Consider the following 16,807-nt stretch of genomic DNA (forward strand, 5'->3'; position numbering starts at 1 on the left):
GGGGAACCCCAGGAGTCCCACATCGGCCAGGAGTTTCAGCTCCAGCCGCAGCCAGCGCTCTTCCTCGGGCTCGCCCGGCTGGGCAAACTTCGGCGCCCGGTTGGTGGACGTGGCGAACCGTGCGTTCCCCTGGCCGCCCCGGCCCCCCTTGAGCAGGACGATTTCCTCGCCGGCCGCCACCAGGTCGGCCAGGATCTCGCCGGTCTCCGCATCCTTGATGATGGTACCCGGCGGAACAGGAATGACCAGGTCCTCACCGCCAGCGCCATGGCGGTCCTTGCCCATGCCGTTTTTGCCCGAGCCGGCCTTCAGGTGAGGCCGGTAGCGCAGATCCAGCAGGGTGGACAGGTTCGGGTCGACCCGGAAGATGACGTCGCCGCCCCGACCGCCGTCGCCGCCGTTGGGGCCGCCGAAGGGAATGAACTTTTCCCGGCGGAAGGAGACGCAGCCGGCGCCGCCATGGCCCGACTGAACGTGTATTTTTACCTCATCGATAAACTGCATGGCTTCCCGTGAAATGCGTGAAATGAAACAGAGACTATAGCAGAATTCGTCAGATGTCGGGCAAAAAAAATCGGCAGCACCCACTGCCGGGGGAAAGAAACGGGGCAGTGGCTCCCCGGGTGATGTGCGGCTATTACTCGATGTGGCAGGCAAGCCAAAAAGCGCTGGGGCAATCCTCCACCGCCAGATGCATGGGGCGGGGGGTGAGCATGCTCTGACAGGCGAGACAACTCACGGTGGACCTTCAGAGATTCCAATGGTACACTTTCCGGGCAGTCCGTAACGTGCGCCTTCAGCGCCTCGGCACCTGCACCCGGACGTTGCGGGCGAAGAACCTCAGCACCAATGGAGAGAAAATCGGCCAGATCAAGGTCAAGGTCACCGCTCCGGCCGCGGATCGCAGTGGCCACCGCCGGCATCCCCCGTAACAGCCTCCGCCGGCTACGCCATCATCCCGCTCACCATCACCGGCGTGACCTACAACAAAACAAGATCAAGATCGTCCGGAGTGACGGCAACCCTACCATCTACACCACCTCCGACGCAAACGTCGTCCTGCCCCCACAAGTTCCGGGGTTAGCCGACGAAGAAGCCCTTCGCCGCCAAGGCCTACCTCTCCTGGCGCGCAGGACGAGAACATACCGTGCTGTTTCCCTAACCTGATGTGAACAGTGTGCCTGCAATGCAATACGCCCGGGGATCCCCTTCCCGGGTTTTTTTTGGAATTACGTGGCGAGCGCTGAAACCGATGCCTGCCCCTGAGGGATGGAATTGCACTTGTTGCAAGGGGCTCAACGGGAATGCGTGGCAGGGATGTAGCAAGGGGGGGGGCAGGTATAAACAAAAAGCCCGGAGCGCAAGCCCCGGGCTTTTATTGCCGGTTTTTTCTCCAGCCTGAATCAGTTGGCGGGATAGACGGAAACCTTCTTCCGGTCGCGCCCCAGCCGCTCGAACTTCACCACGCCGTCGATCAGTGCGAAGAGAGTGTAGTCCTTGCCGCAACCGACATTGGTGCCGGGATGGATCTGGGTGCCGCGCTGACGGTAGATGATATTGCCCGCCTTGACGGTTTCGCCGCCGAACTTCTTGCAGCCGAGTCGTTTTGATTCCGAATCGCGTCCGTTCCGTGTGGAGCCGACGCCTTTCTTGTGTGCCATGGTGCTCTGACCTCCCGCGTGGACCGGGTGACGGGCACAGCCCGACAGGTGGTCGGACCGCTTCGTCACGCGTCACGCTGCTACGCGTTGATCTTCTCGATTTTGAGAACGGTTCGGGGCTGACGATGCCCGTACATTTTACGGAAATTTTTGCGCCGCTTCGACTTGAAGACCAGGATCTTCTTGTCCTTGCCCTGATCGACGATCCTGCCGACGACAGAGGCGCTGGGCACTAACGGTGTTCCGATCGCTACCGTTTCGCCGCCAACCATGAGGACGTCCTTGAGCTCGACGGTGTCACCCACCGCTCCCTCAAGCTTTTCGACTTTCAGAAAGTCGCCTTCGGAAACTTTGTATTGCTTCCCTCCGGTTCTGATTACCGCGTACATGTACCTTCACCACCTTTATACAATTTTTGAAAGAGCATAGAAAAATATCCAAATTCCATCAATGAGTCAAGGACTTTTTTCCTCGCCCGATTTCCCGCCACGGTCAGATTTCCACCATGACATCCTCGCCCACGACCTGGGACGGATAAATCTTGAGGGAATACTCGGGGAACTCCCTGCAGGCGCCGGTTTTCAGATTGAAGCGATACCCGTGGCGCTGGCAGGAGAGGTGCTCCGCATCTTTCACCAGCGCCCCGGAAAGGGGAGCGCCCTGGTGGGGGCACTCGGTCTCGCAGGCATAGACCTGGCCCTTGGCCTTCACGAGGAGGATATCCTGTCCATTGACGGTGACAACTTTCTTCCCGAAATCGGGGATTTCGGAAACCTTGGCAACGAATACCATGCGCGTCCCCCTTGAACCTGCCGTCAGCTGATGGCGATCTCGAACTGCTCCTGATGAAAACCGGGCTTGGCCCGGACTGTAATCCGCTTTTTGAACTTCTTCTCCAGCTCCTCCAACCCCCGCCGCTCCTCGTCGTAGAGGAGATCGGCCACCTGGGGATGCACGGTGAGCATTGCCTTGCTGCCGCGAATATCGAGCATCTCCCGGCGCAACTCGCGGAATATCTCGTGGCAGATCGTGGTCTTGGACTTCACATACCCTCTCCCCTCGCAGTAGGGGCAGGGCTCGCACATCATCCGGCCGATGGACTCCCGCACCCGCTTGCGGGTCATCTCCACCAGGCCCAGATCCGAGATCTTCAGGATGTTGGTCTTGGACTTGTCGGTCTTCATGGCCTCCTCAAGCGCCGTGAAGACCTTCTCGCGGTTGACCTCTTTCTCCATGTCAATGAAGTCGATGATGATGATCCCGCCGATATTGCGCAGCCTGAGCTGGTAGGCGATCTCCTTCACCGCCTCCAGGTTGGTCTTGAGGATGGTGTCCTCCAGGTTGTGCTTGCCCACGAACCGGCCGGTGTTGACATCAATGGCGGTGAGGGCCTCGGTCTGCTCGATGATGATGTACCCGCCGCTCTTGAGCCACACCTTGCGCCCCAGTGCCCGGCTGATCTCCACCTCCAGCCCGAAGTGGTCGAAGATGGGCTCCTCGTCGTCGTAGAGCTCCATGGAGTACTTCATTTTGGGCATGAACGTGGAGATGAACTGGACGATCTTGTCGTGCTCGTGCCGGGAATCGACCACGATGCGGGAAACGCTTTCGGTAAGGATGTCACGGATGACCTTCTGGGTCACATCCAGATCGGCGTGGATGGGGCAGGGGGCGTGGGCCTTCTCGTTGCGCCTGACGACCTCTTCCCAGAGCTTCGTCAGGTAGTTCATGTCCGCAACCAGATCGTCCTCGGTCTTCCCTTCGGCGGCGGTCCGGACGATGAATCCTCCCCCGGCCGGCTTTGCCCGGCCCACGATCTCCTTGAGCCGCTCGCGCTCCGACTCGTCCTCGATCCGCCGGGACACTCCCACGTGGTCCACCGTCGGCATGTAGACCAGGTGGCGGCCCGGCAGCGACACATGCGAGGTGATGCGTGCCCCCTTGGTGCCGATGGGCTCCTTGGACACCTGCACCAGAATCTCCTGCCCTTCCTGGAGGAGCTCCTCAATGGGGTGGAGGGGGTGGAGGACCTGCCGTTCGCTGTCGCTCTCCTCGCCGTTCACCTCCATGAAGGTCTCGAACTCTTCCATGGCGTCGAAGACGTCGGCCACGTAGAGAAAGGCCGCCTTCTCCAGGCCGATGTCGACGAAGGCCGCCTGCATGCCGGGCAGGACGCGCACGACCCTTCCCTTGTAAATGTTGCCGACGATCCCCTTTTCGCGGCTCCGCTCGATGTAGAGCTCGGCAATGGTGCCGTTCTCGATGAGAGCGATGCGGGTTTCGTGGGACGAGGTGTTGATCACCAGTTCATTGGCCATTGATGGGTATCCTGTATGGAGAATTGAATCACGATTCCTTGAAAAGCACCTGGAGCTTCTCGATCCTGGCCTCAGCCAGGGCCTCCGGCGCAAGCCCGGTGATGGCCGAAACGAACTCCAGCGGCTTGCCCCGCCCAGTCACCATCTCCAGGGTGTCCCCCTCCACGGTGAGTTCGGCCAGTTCCCGGCGCAGGTCGTACTCCTGGACCCGCCCCTTCTTTTCGCGGCGCATCGGCGCACTCTCCCGGGCCAGGAACGCCGCAGCCAGTTCAGGCAGCCCGGCGACCGCCCCCGGAGGAAGCGTAACCCGGTAGCGCACCTTGTCCATTATAACAGAGAGGGAAGGACTGCCCGGAGGGATCACGGATGCCTCGATGATCCGTACCCCCTCGGGGAGGGCCCCGTTGAGGCGCGTGCCGATGTCCGTCGGGTCGGCGTCGGGGGAAAGCTCCATGTCGAGATATTCGGCCCACGATTCTACACCGACCGAAAGGGCAGTGGCAAACGAGAATTTGGGGTGGGGATGGAACCCGCGGGAGAAGCGGATCGGGATTCGCGACCGTCCCACCGCCCGGGTAAAGAGACCGATCATCTCCAGGTGACTCAGAAACCGCATGGGCCCGGTCTTGGTGTAACGGAGCCGCAGCGTCACCTTCCCTTCGACATCTTCCGCCTCATCCTTCTCCCGCCGGGTGGTCGTGCCCTGCCAGCCGCCATCGGTGGTGCGCATCCGCACCCCGTCGAAATCACAGACACCACAGCCGGTGCAGCGGCCGGTACGGCAGTCCTCCGTGGCCGCCCCCTGCCGCGACAGCTCCAATTCGCGGAGAAGAAACGCCCTGGTAACGCCGAAATCCAGGTGATCCCAGGGCAGAACCTCATCCGGGTCCCGGCGGCGATGATAGAACTCCGGATCGATACCGATTTCCTCGAAGGCAGTCAGCCACGCGGCCTCGTCGAACCGGTCGCCCCAGCCGTCGAAGCGGCAGCCCAGCTCCCACGCCCTGCGGAGCACGGCCCCGAGCCGCCGGTCGCCCCGGGCGAAGACCCCTTCCATGAAGGAAAGAGGCGCATCGTGCCACTTGAAGACCAGCTTGCGCGCCCTGAGCTCACGGCGCAGAAGGCCCTGCTTTTCCAGGATCTCGCCGACCGTGATCTGGGGCTCCCACTGAAAGGGGGTGTGTGCCTTGGGAACGAAGGTTGAGACCGACACGTTCACCTCGCCCCCGTTGCCGGTCCGCCGCCCCTCCATCTTCACCTTGCGGGCCAGCTCCACGATGCCGTGCAGATCTTCCTCCGTCTCGCCCGGCAGGCCGATCATGAAGTAGAGCTTGATCAGGCGCCACCCGTGGGAGTAGGCCTCAAAGGCATTGCGCAGCAGATCCTCCTCGGAGATTCCCTTGTTGATGACCTGGCGCAGCCGCTCGCTCCCCGCTTCGGGCGCCAGGGTGAAACCGGTCTTGCGAACGGTGCGGATGGCCTCCACCAGCTCATCGTTGAGGCTTCCCACCCGCATCGACGGGAGCGACACGGCGATCCGCTCCGAGGCGTAGCGGGCCATGAGCTCGGTCAGCAGCGGCGTGAGGCAGCCGTAGTCGCCGGTGGAGAGGGACAACAGCGATATCTCGTCGTAACCGGTGGTACGAAGGGTCTCCTCCACCAGCGACAGAATCTTCTCCGGGGAACGTTCCCTCACCGGCCGGTACAGGTAGCCGGCCTGACAGAACCGGCACCCGCGGGTGCATCCCCGGCCGATCTCGACGCTCACTCGATCGTGAATCGTCTTCAGAAAGGGGACCACCGGGGCAGTGGGATAGGCGGCCGACTCCAGGTCAGCCAGAAAGCGGCGCTTCACGGAGCCATAGCCGGGGCGCAGCGGTTCCACGGCGGCGATCCTGCCGCCGTCCCCATACCCCACGGCGAAAAAGGAGGGGACATACACGCCGGCGATGCCCGCCAACCGCTCCAGCAGCGCTGCCCGTGCTCCGCCGGTACGCTTCCATGCCCGGAATGCCTCCGCTATTTCGATGACCGCCTCTTCTCCGTCACCCAGGAGAAAGGCGTCGAAAAAGTCCGCCAGCGGCTCCGGGTTGCAGGCGCACGGTCCGCCGCCGATAATGAGCGGATGGCGCTCGTCCCGCTCTGACGCAAGCAGGGGGATGCCGGCCAGGTCAAGCATGTTGAGGATATTGGTGTACGAGAGCTCGTACTGAAGAGTGAACCCGACGATATCGGCACGATCCAGGGAGGTGCCGCTCTCCAGGGTGGCCAGCGAACCCCCTTCTGCCCGCAGTTGGGCCTCCCGGTCTGGCCAGGGGGCATAGGCCCGCTCGGCGGCAACACCGTCGAGGCCATTGAGCACGCCATAGAGGATCTGAAGCCCCAGGTGGCTCATGCCGACCTCGTAAACGTCGGGAAAGGCAAGAACGAAGCGGAGTTCCGGCGTTGCGGCACAGCGTGTGCCCACCTCTCCCCCCATGTAGCGTGCCGGCTTCTCGACGGCAAGTAACCTGTTGTCGGACACTCTGATTATCTCCGGAATTGCGGATAAGTCCGCCGATTTGTAAAGGAATTACTGTAGTACACAACCAGATGTCGTGACAAGCGAAATGCCCCAGGCCCCAACCGCCTCATTTGCGGTATCGTCATGAGCATTTGCGGTCGCCCCGGCACGAAAAACACGGACCGGCACCGGCCCTCTTCCAGCTAACACACTGACGTATAAGGATATTTTACAAACCAACACCAAATGGCACGCTCCATGCTCTATGGAATAGATACATCACCCAATTTTTTGGAGGTACTCGTAATGAAAAAAGTTCTGTCCACCCTCGTAGCCGCTCTTGTTGCCGTTGCCTTCGCCGGTACCGTCTTCGCCACCGAAGCGAAGAAAGAAGCTGCTCCGGCTGCTCCCGCCGCTCCGGCCGCCGAAATGAAGAAAGAAGAGAAGAAGCCGGTCAAGAAGGCCAAGAAAGCCAAGAAGGCGAAAAAAGAAGAGAAGAAGGAAGAAGCCGCTGCTCCGGCTGCCGAGAAGAAGTAATCTCCTCTTCCCGATTCACGAAAAAAGCCGCATCCCCACGGGGTGCGGCTTTTTTCGTGTCCCGAAGTCGGACGAGGAAAATCCGCCCTACTCCTTCTGCCATACGTAGGGAGGATCAAGGTACGCGTCATAGAAGCCGGGCCAGGCAAGAAAGAAGGTCGCCACTTCGCCGACCCCGGCCAGAGTCCGCACCAGGGTCATCCCGACCCCCTTGAGGGGACCGATCAGCAGCCCCCTGCCGGCTCCGTCTTCGGACCAGGTGACGTAAATCTGCTTGGGAAACTCAGCCCACCCCGTGGCAACATTGGCAACTCCGCGGCCGAATTTACCGGCCATGCCGTCGACCACCTCCTGAGCCGAGGCGTTGTCCACGGAGCGCACCCCGCCGGCACATACAGGCGCCCATTGCCCGGCAATCAACACTGCAACCAGTGCCACGGAGGCAATAACTGCCCTCATTTGCCCTCCCCGCCGGAGACGTCCGGGTTGCCCGCCGCCGACCGGAGCCTGTCGTCCCTCGCCTCATCCCACCCCATCCAGACATACTCGGGCTCGACCATCGGATCATAGTAGCCAGGCTGGGGAACCGGGAAGAAAATGGCCTCCGCCGCCCCCATGAATCCCCGGTAGACGGTCATGCCGACCCCCTTGAGCGGACCGACCACGTAGCCAACGGCGCCGCGATCCCTCACACTCAGATATGACTGTTTGGGAAGCTCCACAATGGCCGTGGCCACGTTGGTGACGCCCCGGACGAATTTGTAGGCCATTTTCTCCACAACGAACTCGGGCTTGGGTCCGTCCTGGGCCAGAACCGGGGCGGCAACGGACAACACCAGGGCAAGGGCGAGCAACAGTGCGAAAGCGCGCATGTTTTCTCCTTTTGCTGCATGGTTGGAACCTGCTGTCCCTTGTAACACACTTGGGCCGAGGTGGCAAGCGGCAACAGGCCGCGAATGGCGGGGAAACCGTCAGTCGAACAGGGTCCGTTCCCGGGGGAGAAAGGGGGCAAATTTCTTCATGAGCTGGGCCAGCTTGTCGACGTAATAGTCCACGTTCTCGTCGGGTCGGGCCGGGTCGTGCCGGAAGACCGGTGCGCTCTGCCCATAGACGGTCACCCCCTTGCCCCGCCCCGTGACGTAATAGCTGATCTGATCGCCTGCCCGATACGGCCGGTCGGCGCGGAGCGCTATCTCGAAGGCCGCGGAGGGATTGCGTTTCCCGGCGCGGACCTTCTGCTGGTACGTGGCCGGCGACTCGCCGAGGGTCTCGGTGCGGGCGAGCCATTCTACGGGAAACCGATGCTCGCGGATACGACGGACGTACTCCTCGTACAGGCCCGGAACCTTCTGGGCCTCGTCCGTCAGCAGAAGGCGGATCATCTCCCCCATGAACTCGCGCAGGTAGCGCTCGATCCCCCGCGAGCGAAGGGCGCTCCCCCTCACGGTGATCCGGCCGTCATGGCCGAGCAGGGCGTAGTTTTTGGCCTTGTAGGAAAACATGGCCCGGTAGCGGCCGGCCAGCTCGACCTCGATGCCGGCCGGGAGCGTAGCGGAAAGGGCGCGGACAAGGGCGGCCTCGGCCTCTTCGCCGCTTACGCCGGGGGGCGGAATAAAGTAGACGCCGTCCGTGTCCACCTCCACCGGGCGGGCGCCCCTGTCCCGCAGCCAGTCAAGCATGGCCCCGATGAGTTGCCGGCCCGCCCGGGTCACCTCGGCGGCGGCAGCCAGATCGGCAAAGTGGTGAAGGGGCGCGCCCAGGTAGCCGTAAAAGGAGTTGATGAGAACCTTGAAGGTTTGCTGGAGCGCCGCGTAGTAGTCGCGCCGATGGGGATCTGACTCTTCCCGGGCGCGCGCCTTGGCTGTCAGCCGGAACCGGCGCAGTTCCTCCAGAAGGGGGAGGAACAGGCCGAGATGTTCCCGGACCGGAGCGATCTGCCGGGCAAGCATGAGCGACGGATAGAGGGAGGCTACGTCGCAGTGGACAATGGGACCGAGAATACCGGTCTCACGGAGCTCCACATACCCCCCTTCAAGGCCTGCACCGTCGCCGCCAGCCGGCAGCGGCACCGCCTCGCGCCGGTGCAGGTACTCGCGCAGGAAGAGGGCGTTGATCTTGGTTGCGTTTCCCCGAATCACGGATGTCTGGTAGGTGTAGGGAAAAATGCACGCCTGGAGGAACCAGGGGTAGGAGAGGAGCCGGGACAGGGCAAGGGTTTCACGGGTGTCGTCCAGGTTGTAGCGCTTCATGCGTTCCGGGTCGGTGCGGAATGCCTCGTCCATGGCCTGCCGGTCCAGGTAGACCCGGTCGGGCGCGGCCAGACCGAAGTGGATGGCCGCCTGCTTGAGGCCGTAGCTTTCCAGGTCCCTGCTCGACACGTCGTGGATCTGGACGAGAAAATAGGTATCGATGACCGTCCGGCCGTAGACGTCCCAGCGCGGGTAGTCGATGAGCCGTTCAGCCACGGAGAAGCGCGAGGGGTGAACCCGGGGAATGCTCCCGTCCCGCCCCCAGGCGAGCTTTACCCCGTGGCGGGCGGCCCGTGCCCGGATGTACTCCAGGTCGAAGCGGAAGATATTGTGGCCCTCGATCACATCCGGATCGCGTTCCCGGATGATCCCGCCCAGCCGTTCGAGCATCTCCCGCTCGTCCATCTCCGCCGCCGACAGGAACGCTTCGAACCCGCCCTCCTCCATGAGAGCAATGGAGAGTATCCGGTCCCCTTCCCGGTCAGGATTGGAAAATTCGAACCCCTCGCCGCAGGAGGTTTCGATGTCCAGGGCGAGCCGCCGCAGGTGCCCGAACTCGAACCCCTTGAAAAAGGTCTTGCCCGTGAGCAGAAAGTGCTGGTGAACCGGGTCCGGCAGGTAGAGGTAGGGGGCTCCGGGCGCCGACGGATTCTGGCCGGTATGGCGGGCCAGAAAATCACGGGCCGCGGCGCAGCCGTGCCACTCGCGGAACAGGGCCATGAACCGGAGCTCACCCGGTCCGGAAAGCGGGTGAACGGTCACCTCCTCCCGGAATCCATCCAAGAGCGATGGGTCCGTCAGGAGAATGAACGGATGGAAGGGATCGTCCCTCACCACTACCCCGCGGGGAGTCCGGATGAAGAGGCGGACGAACCGCCCGGCCAGTTCCGCGGCCACGATCCCTTCGGTGTCGTCGGCACCGAAGAGGAGACGGTTATCGGTCCGGTCCAGGTCGTTCATGTCATGGGCCTCCCCAAAAACGAACGGCACGGTGCGGGACCGTGCCGTTCATTCGGATGCATTGCACCGGAGGTTATTCCGCGGCGTGCTTTGCCAGGTACTCGGCCACGCCGGAGGCGGTCGGCTTCATGGCCTCGTCCCCTTCCTTCCAGTTGGCCGGACAGACCTGGTCACCGTGGGTTTCCACGAACTGGAGCGCATCGACCATGCGGAGGGCCTCGTCAACGCTGCGGCCGAGGGGCAGGTCGTTGATCACGGCGTGACGGACAACTCCCTTGGTGTCGATGAGGAACAGGCCGCGCAGGGCAACCCCGGCCGCCTCGAAGAGAACGCCGTACTGGGTGGCGATCTCCTTCTTGAGGTCGGCCACCAGCGGATACTGGATGTCGCCGATACCGCCGTTCTCTACCGGCGTGTTCTTCCACGCCATGTGGGTGAACTTGGAATCGACGGAAACCCCGATCACCTCGCAGTTCTTGGCCTTGAACTGATCCAGCTTCTTATTGAAGGCAAGGATCTCGGACGGGCAGACAAAGGTGAAATCAAGGGGATAGAAAAAGAGAACCACATATTTTCCGCGGTAGCTCGACAGCTTGACGGTGCCGAAGGTGTTGTCGGGCATAACCGCATCGGCGGTGAAGTCGGGGGCCTCCTTGGTAACAAGCGTACACATGCACATGGTATCGTTTCTCCTTTCTTTGAAATGATGTTGCAGACAAGGAAAACTCATACCAGCCACACCGGGGCTTGTCAATCAAAAAAGATAAAAACAATCCTCTTTGTCCGCTACACCTCCTTCAACTCACCATTGATGCCCACGGTCACCTCGCGCAGGGGAATATCCTTGCCCGATGCGGCCAGGGCCTGGCGGACCGCCATGACGATACCCCCGCAACAGGGCACTTCCATACGGACCACGGTGATGCTCGTGAGGTCATTGGCGCGGATCAGTTCAGTAAGCTTCTCTGTATAGAAGCGATTGTCATCCAGCTTGGGGCAGCCCACCACCACGGCGCGGCCGTCCAGGAATTCCCGGTGGAAGTCGGCATAGGCAAAGGGAACGCAGTCGGCGGCGATGAGCAGGTCCGCGTTCCGGAAGTACGGCGCGGAGGTCGGCACCAGGTGCAGTTGGACGGGCCACTGGCGGAGCCGGCTTTCCTGGCGCGGGACATCCCGGCCGCTCTCCGCTGCCGGGCGGTCAATGACCATGGCCCGTGATCCGGGACAGCCGCCGTGACCGGAAACGGCCAGGGGAACGGGCTGGTGACCGGCGTGACGGGATTCATGCCCTGCCTGGCCGAGGTGCGCCTCCACCGCCGCCTCGTCGAACTCGTCCGCGTCCCGCTCGATGATCCGGATGGCATCCAGGGGACACTCGCCCAGGCAGGCGCCGAGGCCGTCACACAGATTATCGGCAGCCAGCACCGCCTTGCCGTTTTCTATCCTGATGGCGCCCTCGGCACAGGCCGGAACGCAGATACCGCAGCCGTTGCACTTTTCCTGGTCAATCTCCACGATCTTTCTGATCATCGTTCTCACCCTTTCGTCTTGTCGTTATCTAATATGGCCGCACTCAAAAGAAATAGTGCCAAAGGTAATCGAGCCGGCCCCGCATGATCATCCGCCGCCCAGAAAAGGCCATCACTTCGCGGATTTTTGTCCGGTATTCCGTGCTGTAGCAGTGGATGCGGCAATGCTTGCACGACGGTTTGGGGTCCAGCGGGCATTTTCGCCGTTTGGCAATGCCGTGGGAAAGAAGCGCGGCGCAGGCCGGGCAGAGACTGACCCCTTTGCGGTAACGCCCCTCAAGCTCAGGCGGAACCGCGAAGGGCTCCCGCGCGGCAGGATCGTGGCTGGCGTGGCAGTAGACCCTGACAAAATCGATGAGGACCTTGAGATCCTTCTGCTGACCGGGGGTGAACGTTTCCATGGCTGTCATCATAGCCCAAAGGGGGCCTTTCTGTCATGACGCAGGTCAAAAGGCGCATTTTTGCTTTTCAAAGAATTCTGTGTTATGAATCCCCCATGAGCATCGAACCGGTCATCATTCCCCGCGCCAACCACCCCATCTCCCGCTCCCTCGTCAGCCCCAACGCCCTCCGGGTCCTCTACCGTCTCCGGGACAACGGCTACATCGCCTACCTGGTGGGGGGGTGCGTCCGGGATCTGCTGCTGGGGCGCGAGCCCAAGGATTTCGATGTGGCAACCGACGCCACGCCCAACCGGGTCAAGCGCATATTCCGCAACTGCCGGCTGGTGGGGCGCCGCTTCAGGCTCGCCCACATCCACTTTACCGACGAGATCATCGAGGTGGCCACCTTTCGCGCGTTGTCCCCCCCCGAAGAAGGCGAAGGGGAGCCGATTACCGAAGAGACTGCGCAACGCGGTGGAGACGAAGCGGAACGCCCCCGTCCGCCCCGACACCTGGTGAGCGACGAGGGAATGGTCCTGCGGGACAACGTCTTCGGCACCCCGGGCGAGGATGCCCTGCGCCGGGACTTCACCGTCAATGCCCTGGCCTACAGCATCGCCGACTTCTCGATCATCGACTATGCGGGAGGAATGGAAGATCTGAAGCGGGGAATGATCCGCACCATCGGCGACCCGCGGGTCCGCTTCACCGAGGACCCGGTCCGGATGCTCCGGGCGGTCCGGTTCGCCGCCCTGCTCGGGTTCACCGTGGAGGAGGAGACCTGGCAGGCGATGCTCGATCTGGCACCGGCAATCACCCGGGCCACGGCGCCCCGGCTCTACGAGGAGATGCTCAAGCTCTTCCTGTCCGGGGAAGGTGAGCGGGCCTACCAGCTCTTGCGGCAGACCGGCCTCTTCAGGCACCTCTTCCCCGGCTTCGACGCGTGGCTCGGCGAGGAAACCGACGGGTTCCCCCATGCCCGGACCGGCAGCGCCCTTGAATGGGTGGACTCACAGGTGGGCAGCGGCGAGCCGGTATCGCCGCCGCTCCTCCTCGCGCTCCTCTTTGGCGGGTACCTGGAAGAACGGTCCGAACGCTTCATGGGCCAGGGGGCTTCCCCCCTGGACGCGGTGAGTGCCGCAGTGGCGGCCTTTCTGGGGGAGCAGGCGCCGCTGGTGGCAGTGCCGCACCGGATCGGGCTTGCCGTGCGGGAGATCCTCGCCCTCCAGCAGCGGCTGCGCAGGATTCCCGGCAAGCGCCCCCAGGCGGTCCTGGCCCGGGCCAGCTTTGCCGAGGCCATGGCCTACCTCCGCTGCCGCTGCACCGTGAACGGCGAAGACGGGACGGTGCTCGCGTGGTGGGAGCGCTACGCCCGCGACAGCGTCATGCCTCCCGTGGAACCGTCCGCAACGGGAGGCGAGACAAAGAAACCGCGCCGGCGTCGCCGGCGGCACAGCTCCAGGAAGGCGGCACCGCCGTAGTTTTGCAAGAGCCTCAGTCGGCAGCCGTCTACACATGATTGCGCAGCATCAGTTCCAGGGGAGCGGGACTGAGGTAGACCTGCTTCAACAGATACTCCTGACCGTATTTTTTCACGTAGTGCCTCAGCAGCGTCACCGGCACGATGAGGGGCACCAGGCGCCGGTGGTACTCCCCGATGATCTCCTGGAGTTCGGACTTTTCCTCCCGCGTCAGATGTTTTTTGAAATAGCCGGCGATGTGCTGGAGCACGTTGGTGTTCTTGCGCACCGTGGCATGGAACGACAGCGCCTTCATGAAAAGCTCCTGATAGCAAGCGAACAGATCGTCGCATCCCAGCTCCCTGCCGTGGGCCACGAGAGCTCCCATCTCCCGGTAGATTTCCGGGCTATGGGCCATGACCAGGAGCTTGTGGTCGGAATGGAACGCCACGAGACGCCCCAGAGACTTCCCTCCCCCCAGCAGATCCTTCCACCGGCGAAAGGCGAAGACCCGCTCAACGAAGTTTTCCCGCAGGTCCATATCGTGGAGCCGCCCCTCCTCTTCCACGGGCAGCAGGGGGAAATGCTTCGTGACAGCGTCAGCGAAGAGGCCCCGCCCTGCCTTGGCCGGCATCCCCCGGCGATAGAGCGTTACCTTGAACAGGCCGGAACTGGGGGAATTCTTCTTGAAGATGAAGCCGCACAGGTCTTCTTTCTCCAGCTCAACCACCTTTGTGCGGCAGAAATCGAGCATCTGTTCCGTCTTGTCCACCCTGGTCACGGTGGTGACGAGCCGAACCACTCCCCCATCCGCCTCCAGCCTCATGGCCTCGCGCGGGATCGGCATGCCGCACTCCACCTCGGGGCATACGGGGACGAATTCGAAGAATCTGCCCAGGGTGTCGGTGATGTAGCGGTCATGCTTGTGGCCTCCGTCATAGCGGACCTTCGCTCCGAGCAGGCAGGAGCTGACCCCGATCTTGATGGGTATGGTCATAAATCCCTCACAGATTAACAAATAATTAATGAAATACTCCGCAATGCCGAAGAGACATGTGGTGGGTAAACGAACGGAGAACCAAGGGATGATTCATTAATAAACTGCCGTGACCATTCGGTCATTCTCCTTGAAAATACAGACCCGACTGGTATAATTGTGCCGCTTCCCCCGATAAAATCAAGTCAGGGAGATACCCGAGTGGAGTGGAAGTGCTGCTGGAACAAAAGCGTTATCGAGCCGACCGATTGCCCGAACATCGGCGAGGGCGAAGAGATCCTCTTCTCGTCCCTGCAGCGCAGGGTAATCGAAAAGTGCGTGGATTGCCCCCTGTTCGCCGACGACCTGAAGACACTGCGCGAATCGGGCCACCCCCTGGCGGCAGTGCTCCCCCTTGTGGTGGCGGAGCTCCAGGAACAGCGGAGCCGGCTCCAGTCCATGGTCGGTTTCCTGGACAGCAAGGACCGGGAAATCAAGTTCCTGCACGAAATCAGCCTCGTGCTCCAGACCTCGGTGGATCTGGATGAAGTGCTGTCGGTGGTCATGACCGCCATCACCGCCGGCAAGGGGTTCGGCATGAATCGGGCCTTCCTGCTGCTGACCGACAAGGAGCGCAAGCACCTGCGGGGCTACCTGGGGGTCGGGCCACGGAACTACGGCGAGGCGTGGTCCATCTGGGAGGAGATCAGCCGCGACGACTTCACCCTCAAGGAGATGGCGAAGAACTTCTACCAGACCAAATTCACCAGCGAGAAACAGAAGTTTCACGACATCCTGGAGAATCTGACCGTTCCCCTGGCTGAACACGATCACATCCTGGTCCGTGCACTGCGGGAGAAGAAACCGCTCCTGGTGGAGAACGCCTTCCACAACCCCGGCTGCGACTATTCCCTGACCCAGACCCTGGGGGTCGACACCTTCCTCATCACGCCGCTGGTTTCGCGCAACCGGCGGATCGGGGTGATCATTTCCGACAACTGCGTGACCAATAAGCCGATTACCCCCCAGGATGTCCAGTCCCTCGAAACCTTTGCCTTCCCCGTTGCCTTTGCCATCGAGCGGGCTTCCCTGTACGAGCGGCTCCAGGAGGAACTGCTCAAGGTGACGGCAGCCAACGTCAAGCTCAAGGAGCAGCAGGAGCTCATAGTCCGGATGGAACGGATGGCACTCGTGGGCAAGATCACGTCGAGCATCGCCCACTCCATCCGCAATCCCCTCATGATCATCGGCGGTTTCGCCCGCACGCTCCTCAAGGGAACCGACGAGGGAGATCCACGGCGCCAGTACCTGGAATCCATCGTCCGCGAGGCCCGGCAGTTGGACGAGGTGCTGGACGAGGTGCTCAGCTACTCGGATTCCCTCTACCCCACCCTCGATTCATGGGACGTGAACCAGCTGGTAAGCACCGGATGCCGGGAGCTGGACAGCCGCCTCCAGGAACGCCGGATTGCCTGCCGGCTCCGCCTGGATGCCGAGCTGCCGGCCGCCCGCATCGATTACAAGCAGGTTTCCTTCTGCCTCCGCTCAATCCTGACCTCCGGCATGGACCGGATGCCCGACGGTGGCGAGATAGTCATCGAAACCAGGCTGGAAGGCGAGTGGATCGTGGTCGAGGTGCGGGACACGGGCCGGCCCGCCTCTGCGAGCGGGATGGACGCATCTTCTTCCTTTGCCCCGCCCCGGGAGCTGGGAGGAGGTCTTGGCCCGGAAGTCTGCAAAACTATCATGGAGAAACACGGCAACATCCTCATCATTGAAACCCCTCCCGAGGGAGGGGCTCGCTATCTGCTCAAACTACCCGTAAACAGGGAGGAGGAACCCCATGGCACGACTGTTGGTGGTTGACGACGAAAGCAGCATCCGGCTGCTCTATTCCCAGGAGCTGGCCGAAGAGGGGCATGAAGTGGTGACCGCCGCCACGACAGCCGAAGCGGTGGACAAGATCAGGGAACACGAGTTCGACCTGATCGTGCTGGACATCAAGCTGAAGAACGAGAGCGGGCTCGACCTGCTCCAGAAGGTGGTCAAGGAGCGGCACAACCTGCCGGTGGTCCTCTGCACCGCGTTCTCTTTCTTCAAGGACGATTTCTCCGCCTGGCTCGCCGACGGCTATGTGGTCAAATCCAGCGACCTGACCGAGCTGAAGGAAGAGGTCAAGCGGGTCCTGGCCAAGAGGAAGCCGGGCAAGGAATAACTCTCGCACTTCTGCC

18 protein-coding genes are annotated in these 16,807 nt (G+C 62.2%); 5 read left to right on the forward strand and 13 right to left on the reverse strand.

Annotated elements, in window-relative coordinates; all coding sequences use genetic code 11:
• On the reverse strand, positions 1-504 hold a 504-nt coding region (locus tag AC6CDK_RS08850), incomplete at its 3' end, for an Obg family GTPase (RefSeq protein ID WP_496639804.1).
• Positions 505-788: 284 nt separating this feature from the next.
• Here AC6CDK_RS08850 and AC6CDK_RS08855 point away from each other — a divergent pair.
• A complete protein-coding gene (locus tag AC6CDK_RS08855) occupies positions 789-932 on the forward strand; it encodes a hypothetical protein (protein WP_458250644.1) in 144 nt (47 codons plus the stop codon).
• 471 nt (positions 933-1,403) lie between these two features.
• On the opposite strand, the gene rpmA is transcribed toward AC6CDK_RS08855, so the two are convergent.
• From rpmA to AC6CDK_RS08880, 5 genes are all read right to left on the reverse strand, one after another.
• A complete protein-coding gene (rpmA, locus tag AC6CDK_RS08860; RefSeq protein WP_010943850.1) occupies positions 1,404-1,661 on the reverse strand; it encodes a 50S ribosomal protein L27 in 258 nt (85 codons plus the stop codon).
• 80 nt (positions 1,662-1,741) lie between these two features.
• On the reverse strand, positions 1,742-2,050 hold the full coding sequence (gene rplU / locus AC6CDK_RS08865; protein ID WP_010943851.1) for a 50S ribosomal protein L21: 309 nt from the start codon (positions 2,048-2,050) through the stop codon (positions 1,742-1,744).
• A gap of 103 nt (positions 2,051-2,153) precedes the next feature.
• On the reverse strand, positions 2,154-2,453 hold the full coding sequence (locus tag AC6CDK_RS08870; protein ID WP_039647080.1) for a Rieske (2Fe-2S) protein: 300 nt from the start codon (positions 2,451-2,453) through the stop codon (positions 2,154-2,156).
• A gap of 23 nt (positions 2,454-2,476) precedes the next feature.
• Positions 2,477-3,979, reverse strand: a complete 1,503-nt coding sequence (gene rng, locus AC6CDK_RS08875) for a ribonuclease G (RefSeq protein WP_039647082.1) — start codon at positions 3,977-3,979, stop codon at positions 2,477-2,479.
• A 28-nt stretch (positions 3,980-4,007) separates the two neighbouring features.
• The gene (locus AC6CDK_RS08880) at positions 4,008-6,503 is read right to left on the reverse strand and encodes a TIGR03960 family B12-binding radical SAM protein (protein ID WP_192905684.1); all 2,496 of its coding nucleotides are present in this window, start codon (positions 6,501-6,503) and stop codon (positions 4,008-4,010) included.
• A gap of 285 nt (positions 6,504-6,788) precedes the next feature.
• Between AC6CDK_RS08880 and AC6CDK_RS08885 the strand changes: the two genes are divergently transcribed.
• Entirely contained in the window at positions 6,789-7,019 is a 231-nt protein-coding gene (locus AC6CDK_RS08885; protein ID WP_039647086.1) for a hypothetical protein, read from the forward strand.
• An 87-nt stretch (positions 7,020-7,106) separates the two neighbouring features.
• Here AC6CDK_RS08885 and AC6CDK_RS08890 read toward each other — a convergent pair whose 3' ends face one another.
• From AC6CDK_RS08890 to AC6CDK_RS08915, 6 genes are all read right to left on the reverse strand, one after another.
• Entirely contained in the window at positions 7,107-7,478 is a 372-nt protein-coding gene (locus tag AC6CDK_RS08890) for an exosortase system-associated protein, TIGR04073 family (RefSeq protein WP_039647087.1), read from the reverse strand.
• Positions 7,475-7,891, reverse strand: a complete 417-nt coding sequence (locus AC6CDK_RS08895) for an exosortase system-associated protein, TIGR04073 family (protein WP_066358111.1) — start codon at positions 7,889-7,891, stop codon at positions 7,475-7,477. The genes AC6CDK_RS08890 and AC6CDK_RS08895 overlap by 4 nt, the downstream gene beginning before the upstream one ends.
• A gap of 99 nt (positions 7,892-7,990) precedes the next feature.
• Positions 7,991-10,228 (reverse strand): DNA polymerase domain-containing protein, encoded by a 2,238-nt coding sequence (locus AC6CDK_RS08900; RefSeq protein WP_192905685.1) that lies wholly within the window; start codon positions 10,226-10,228, stop codon positions 7,991-7,993.
• Positions 10,229-10,301: 73 nt separating this feature from the next.
• On the reverse strand, positions 10,302-10,907 hold the full coding sequence (locus AC6CDK_RS08905) for a peroxiredoxin (protein WP_039647093.1): 606 nt from the start codon (positions 10,905-10,907) through the stop codon (positions 10,302-10,304).
• 107 nt (positions 10,908-11,014) lie between these two features.
• Positions 11,015-11,758, reverse strand: coding sequence for an ATP-binding protein (locus AC6CDK_RS08910; protein WP_039647095.1), 744 nt, complete (start codon positions 11,756-11,758; stop codon positions 11,015-11,017).
• Positions 11,759-11,801: 43 nt separating this feature from the next.
• Positions 11,802-12,158 carry a nitrous oxide-stimulated promoter family protein gene (locus AC6CDK_RS08915; protein ID WP_039648409.1) on the reverse strand — a complete coding sequence of 119 codons (357 nt, stop codon included), beginning with the start codon at positions 12,156-12,158 and terminating at the stop codon, positions 11,802-11,804.
• Between the two features lie 95 nt (positions 12,159-12,253).
• On the opposite strand from AC6CDK_RS08915, the gene pcnB reads away from it, so the two are divergent.
• Complete coding sequence (gene pcnB / locus AC6CDK_RS08920; RefSeq protein WP_192905686.1) at positions 12,254-13,621, forward strand: polynucleotide adenylyltransferase PcnB; 1,368 nt, start codon at positions 12,254-12,256, stop codon at positions 13,619-13,621.
• Positions 13,622-13,649: 28 nt separating this feature from the next.
• On the opposite strand, the gene AC6CDK_RS08925 is transcribed toward pcnB, so the two are convergent.
• Positions 13,650-14,597, reverse strand: a complete 948-nt coding sequence (locus AC6CDK_RS08925) for a YbgA family protein (RefSeq protein WP_066358117.1) — start codon at positions 14,595-14,597, stop codon at positions 13,650-13,652.
• A gap of 201 nt (positions 14,598-14,798) precedes the next feature.
• Between AC6CDK_RS08925 and AC6CDK_RS08930 the strand changes: the two genes are divergently transcribed.
• Positions 14,799-16,442: a GAF domain-containing sensor histidine kinase gene (locus AC6CDK_RS08930; RefSeq protein ID WP_039647099.1), complete on the forward strand. Its 1,644-nt coding sequence runs from the start codon at positions 14,799-14,801 to the stop codon at positions 16,440-16,442.
• A complete protein-coding gene (locus tag AC6CDK_RS08935; protein WP_039647101.1) occupies positions 16,420-16,791 on the forward strand; it encodes a response regulator in 372 nt (123 codons plus the stop codon). The genes AC6CDK_RS08930 and AC6CDK_RS08935 overlap by 23 nt, the downstream gene beginning before the upstream one ends.
• Positions 16,792-16,807: the final 16 nt, after the last annotated feature.

The sequence above is a fragment of the Geobacter sp. PheSNFMC genome (assembly GCF_059620965.1).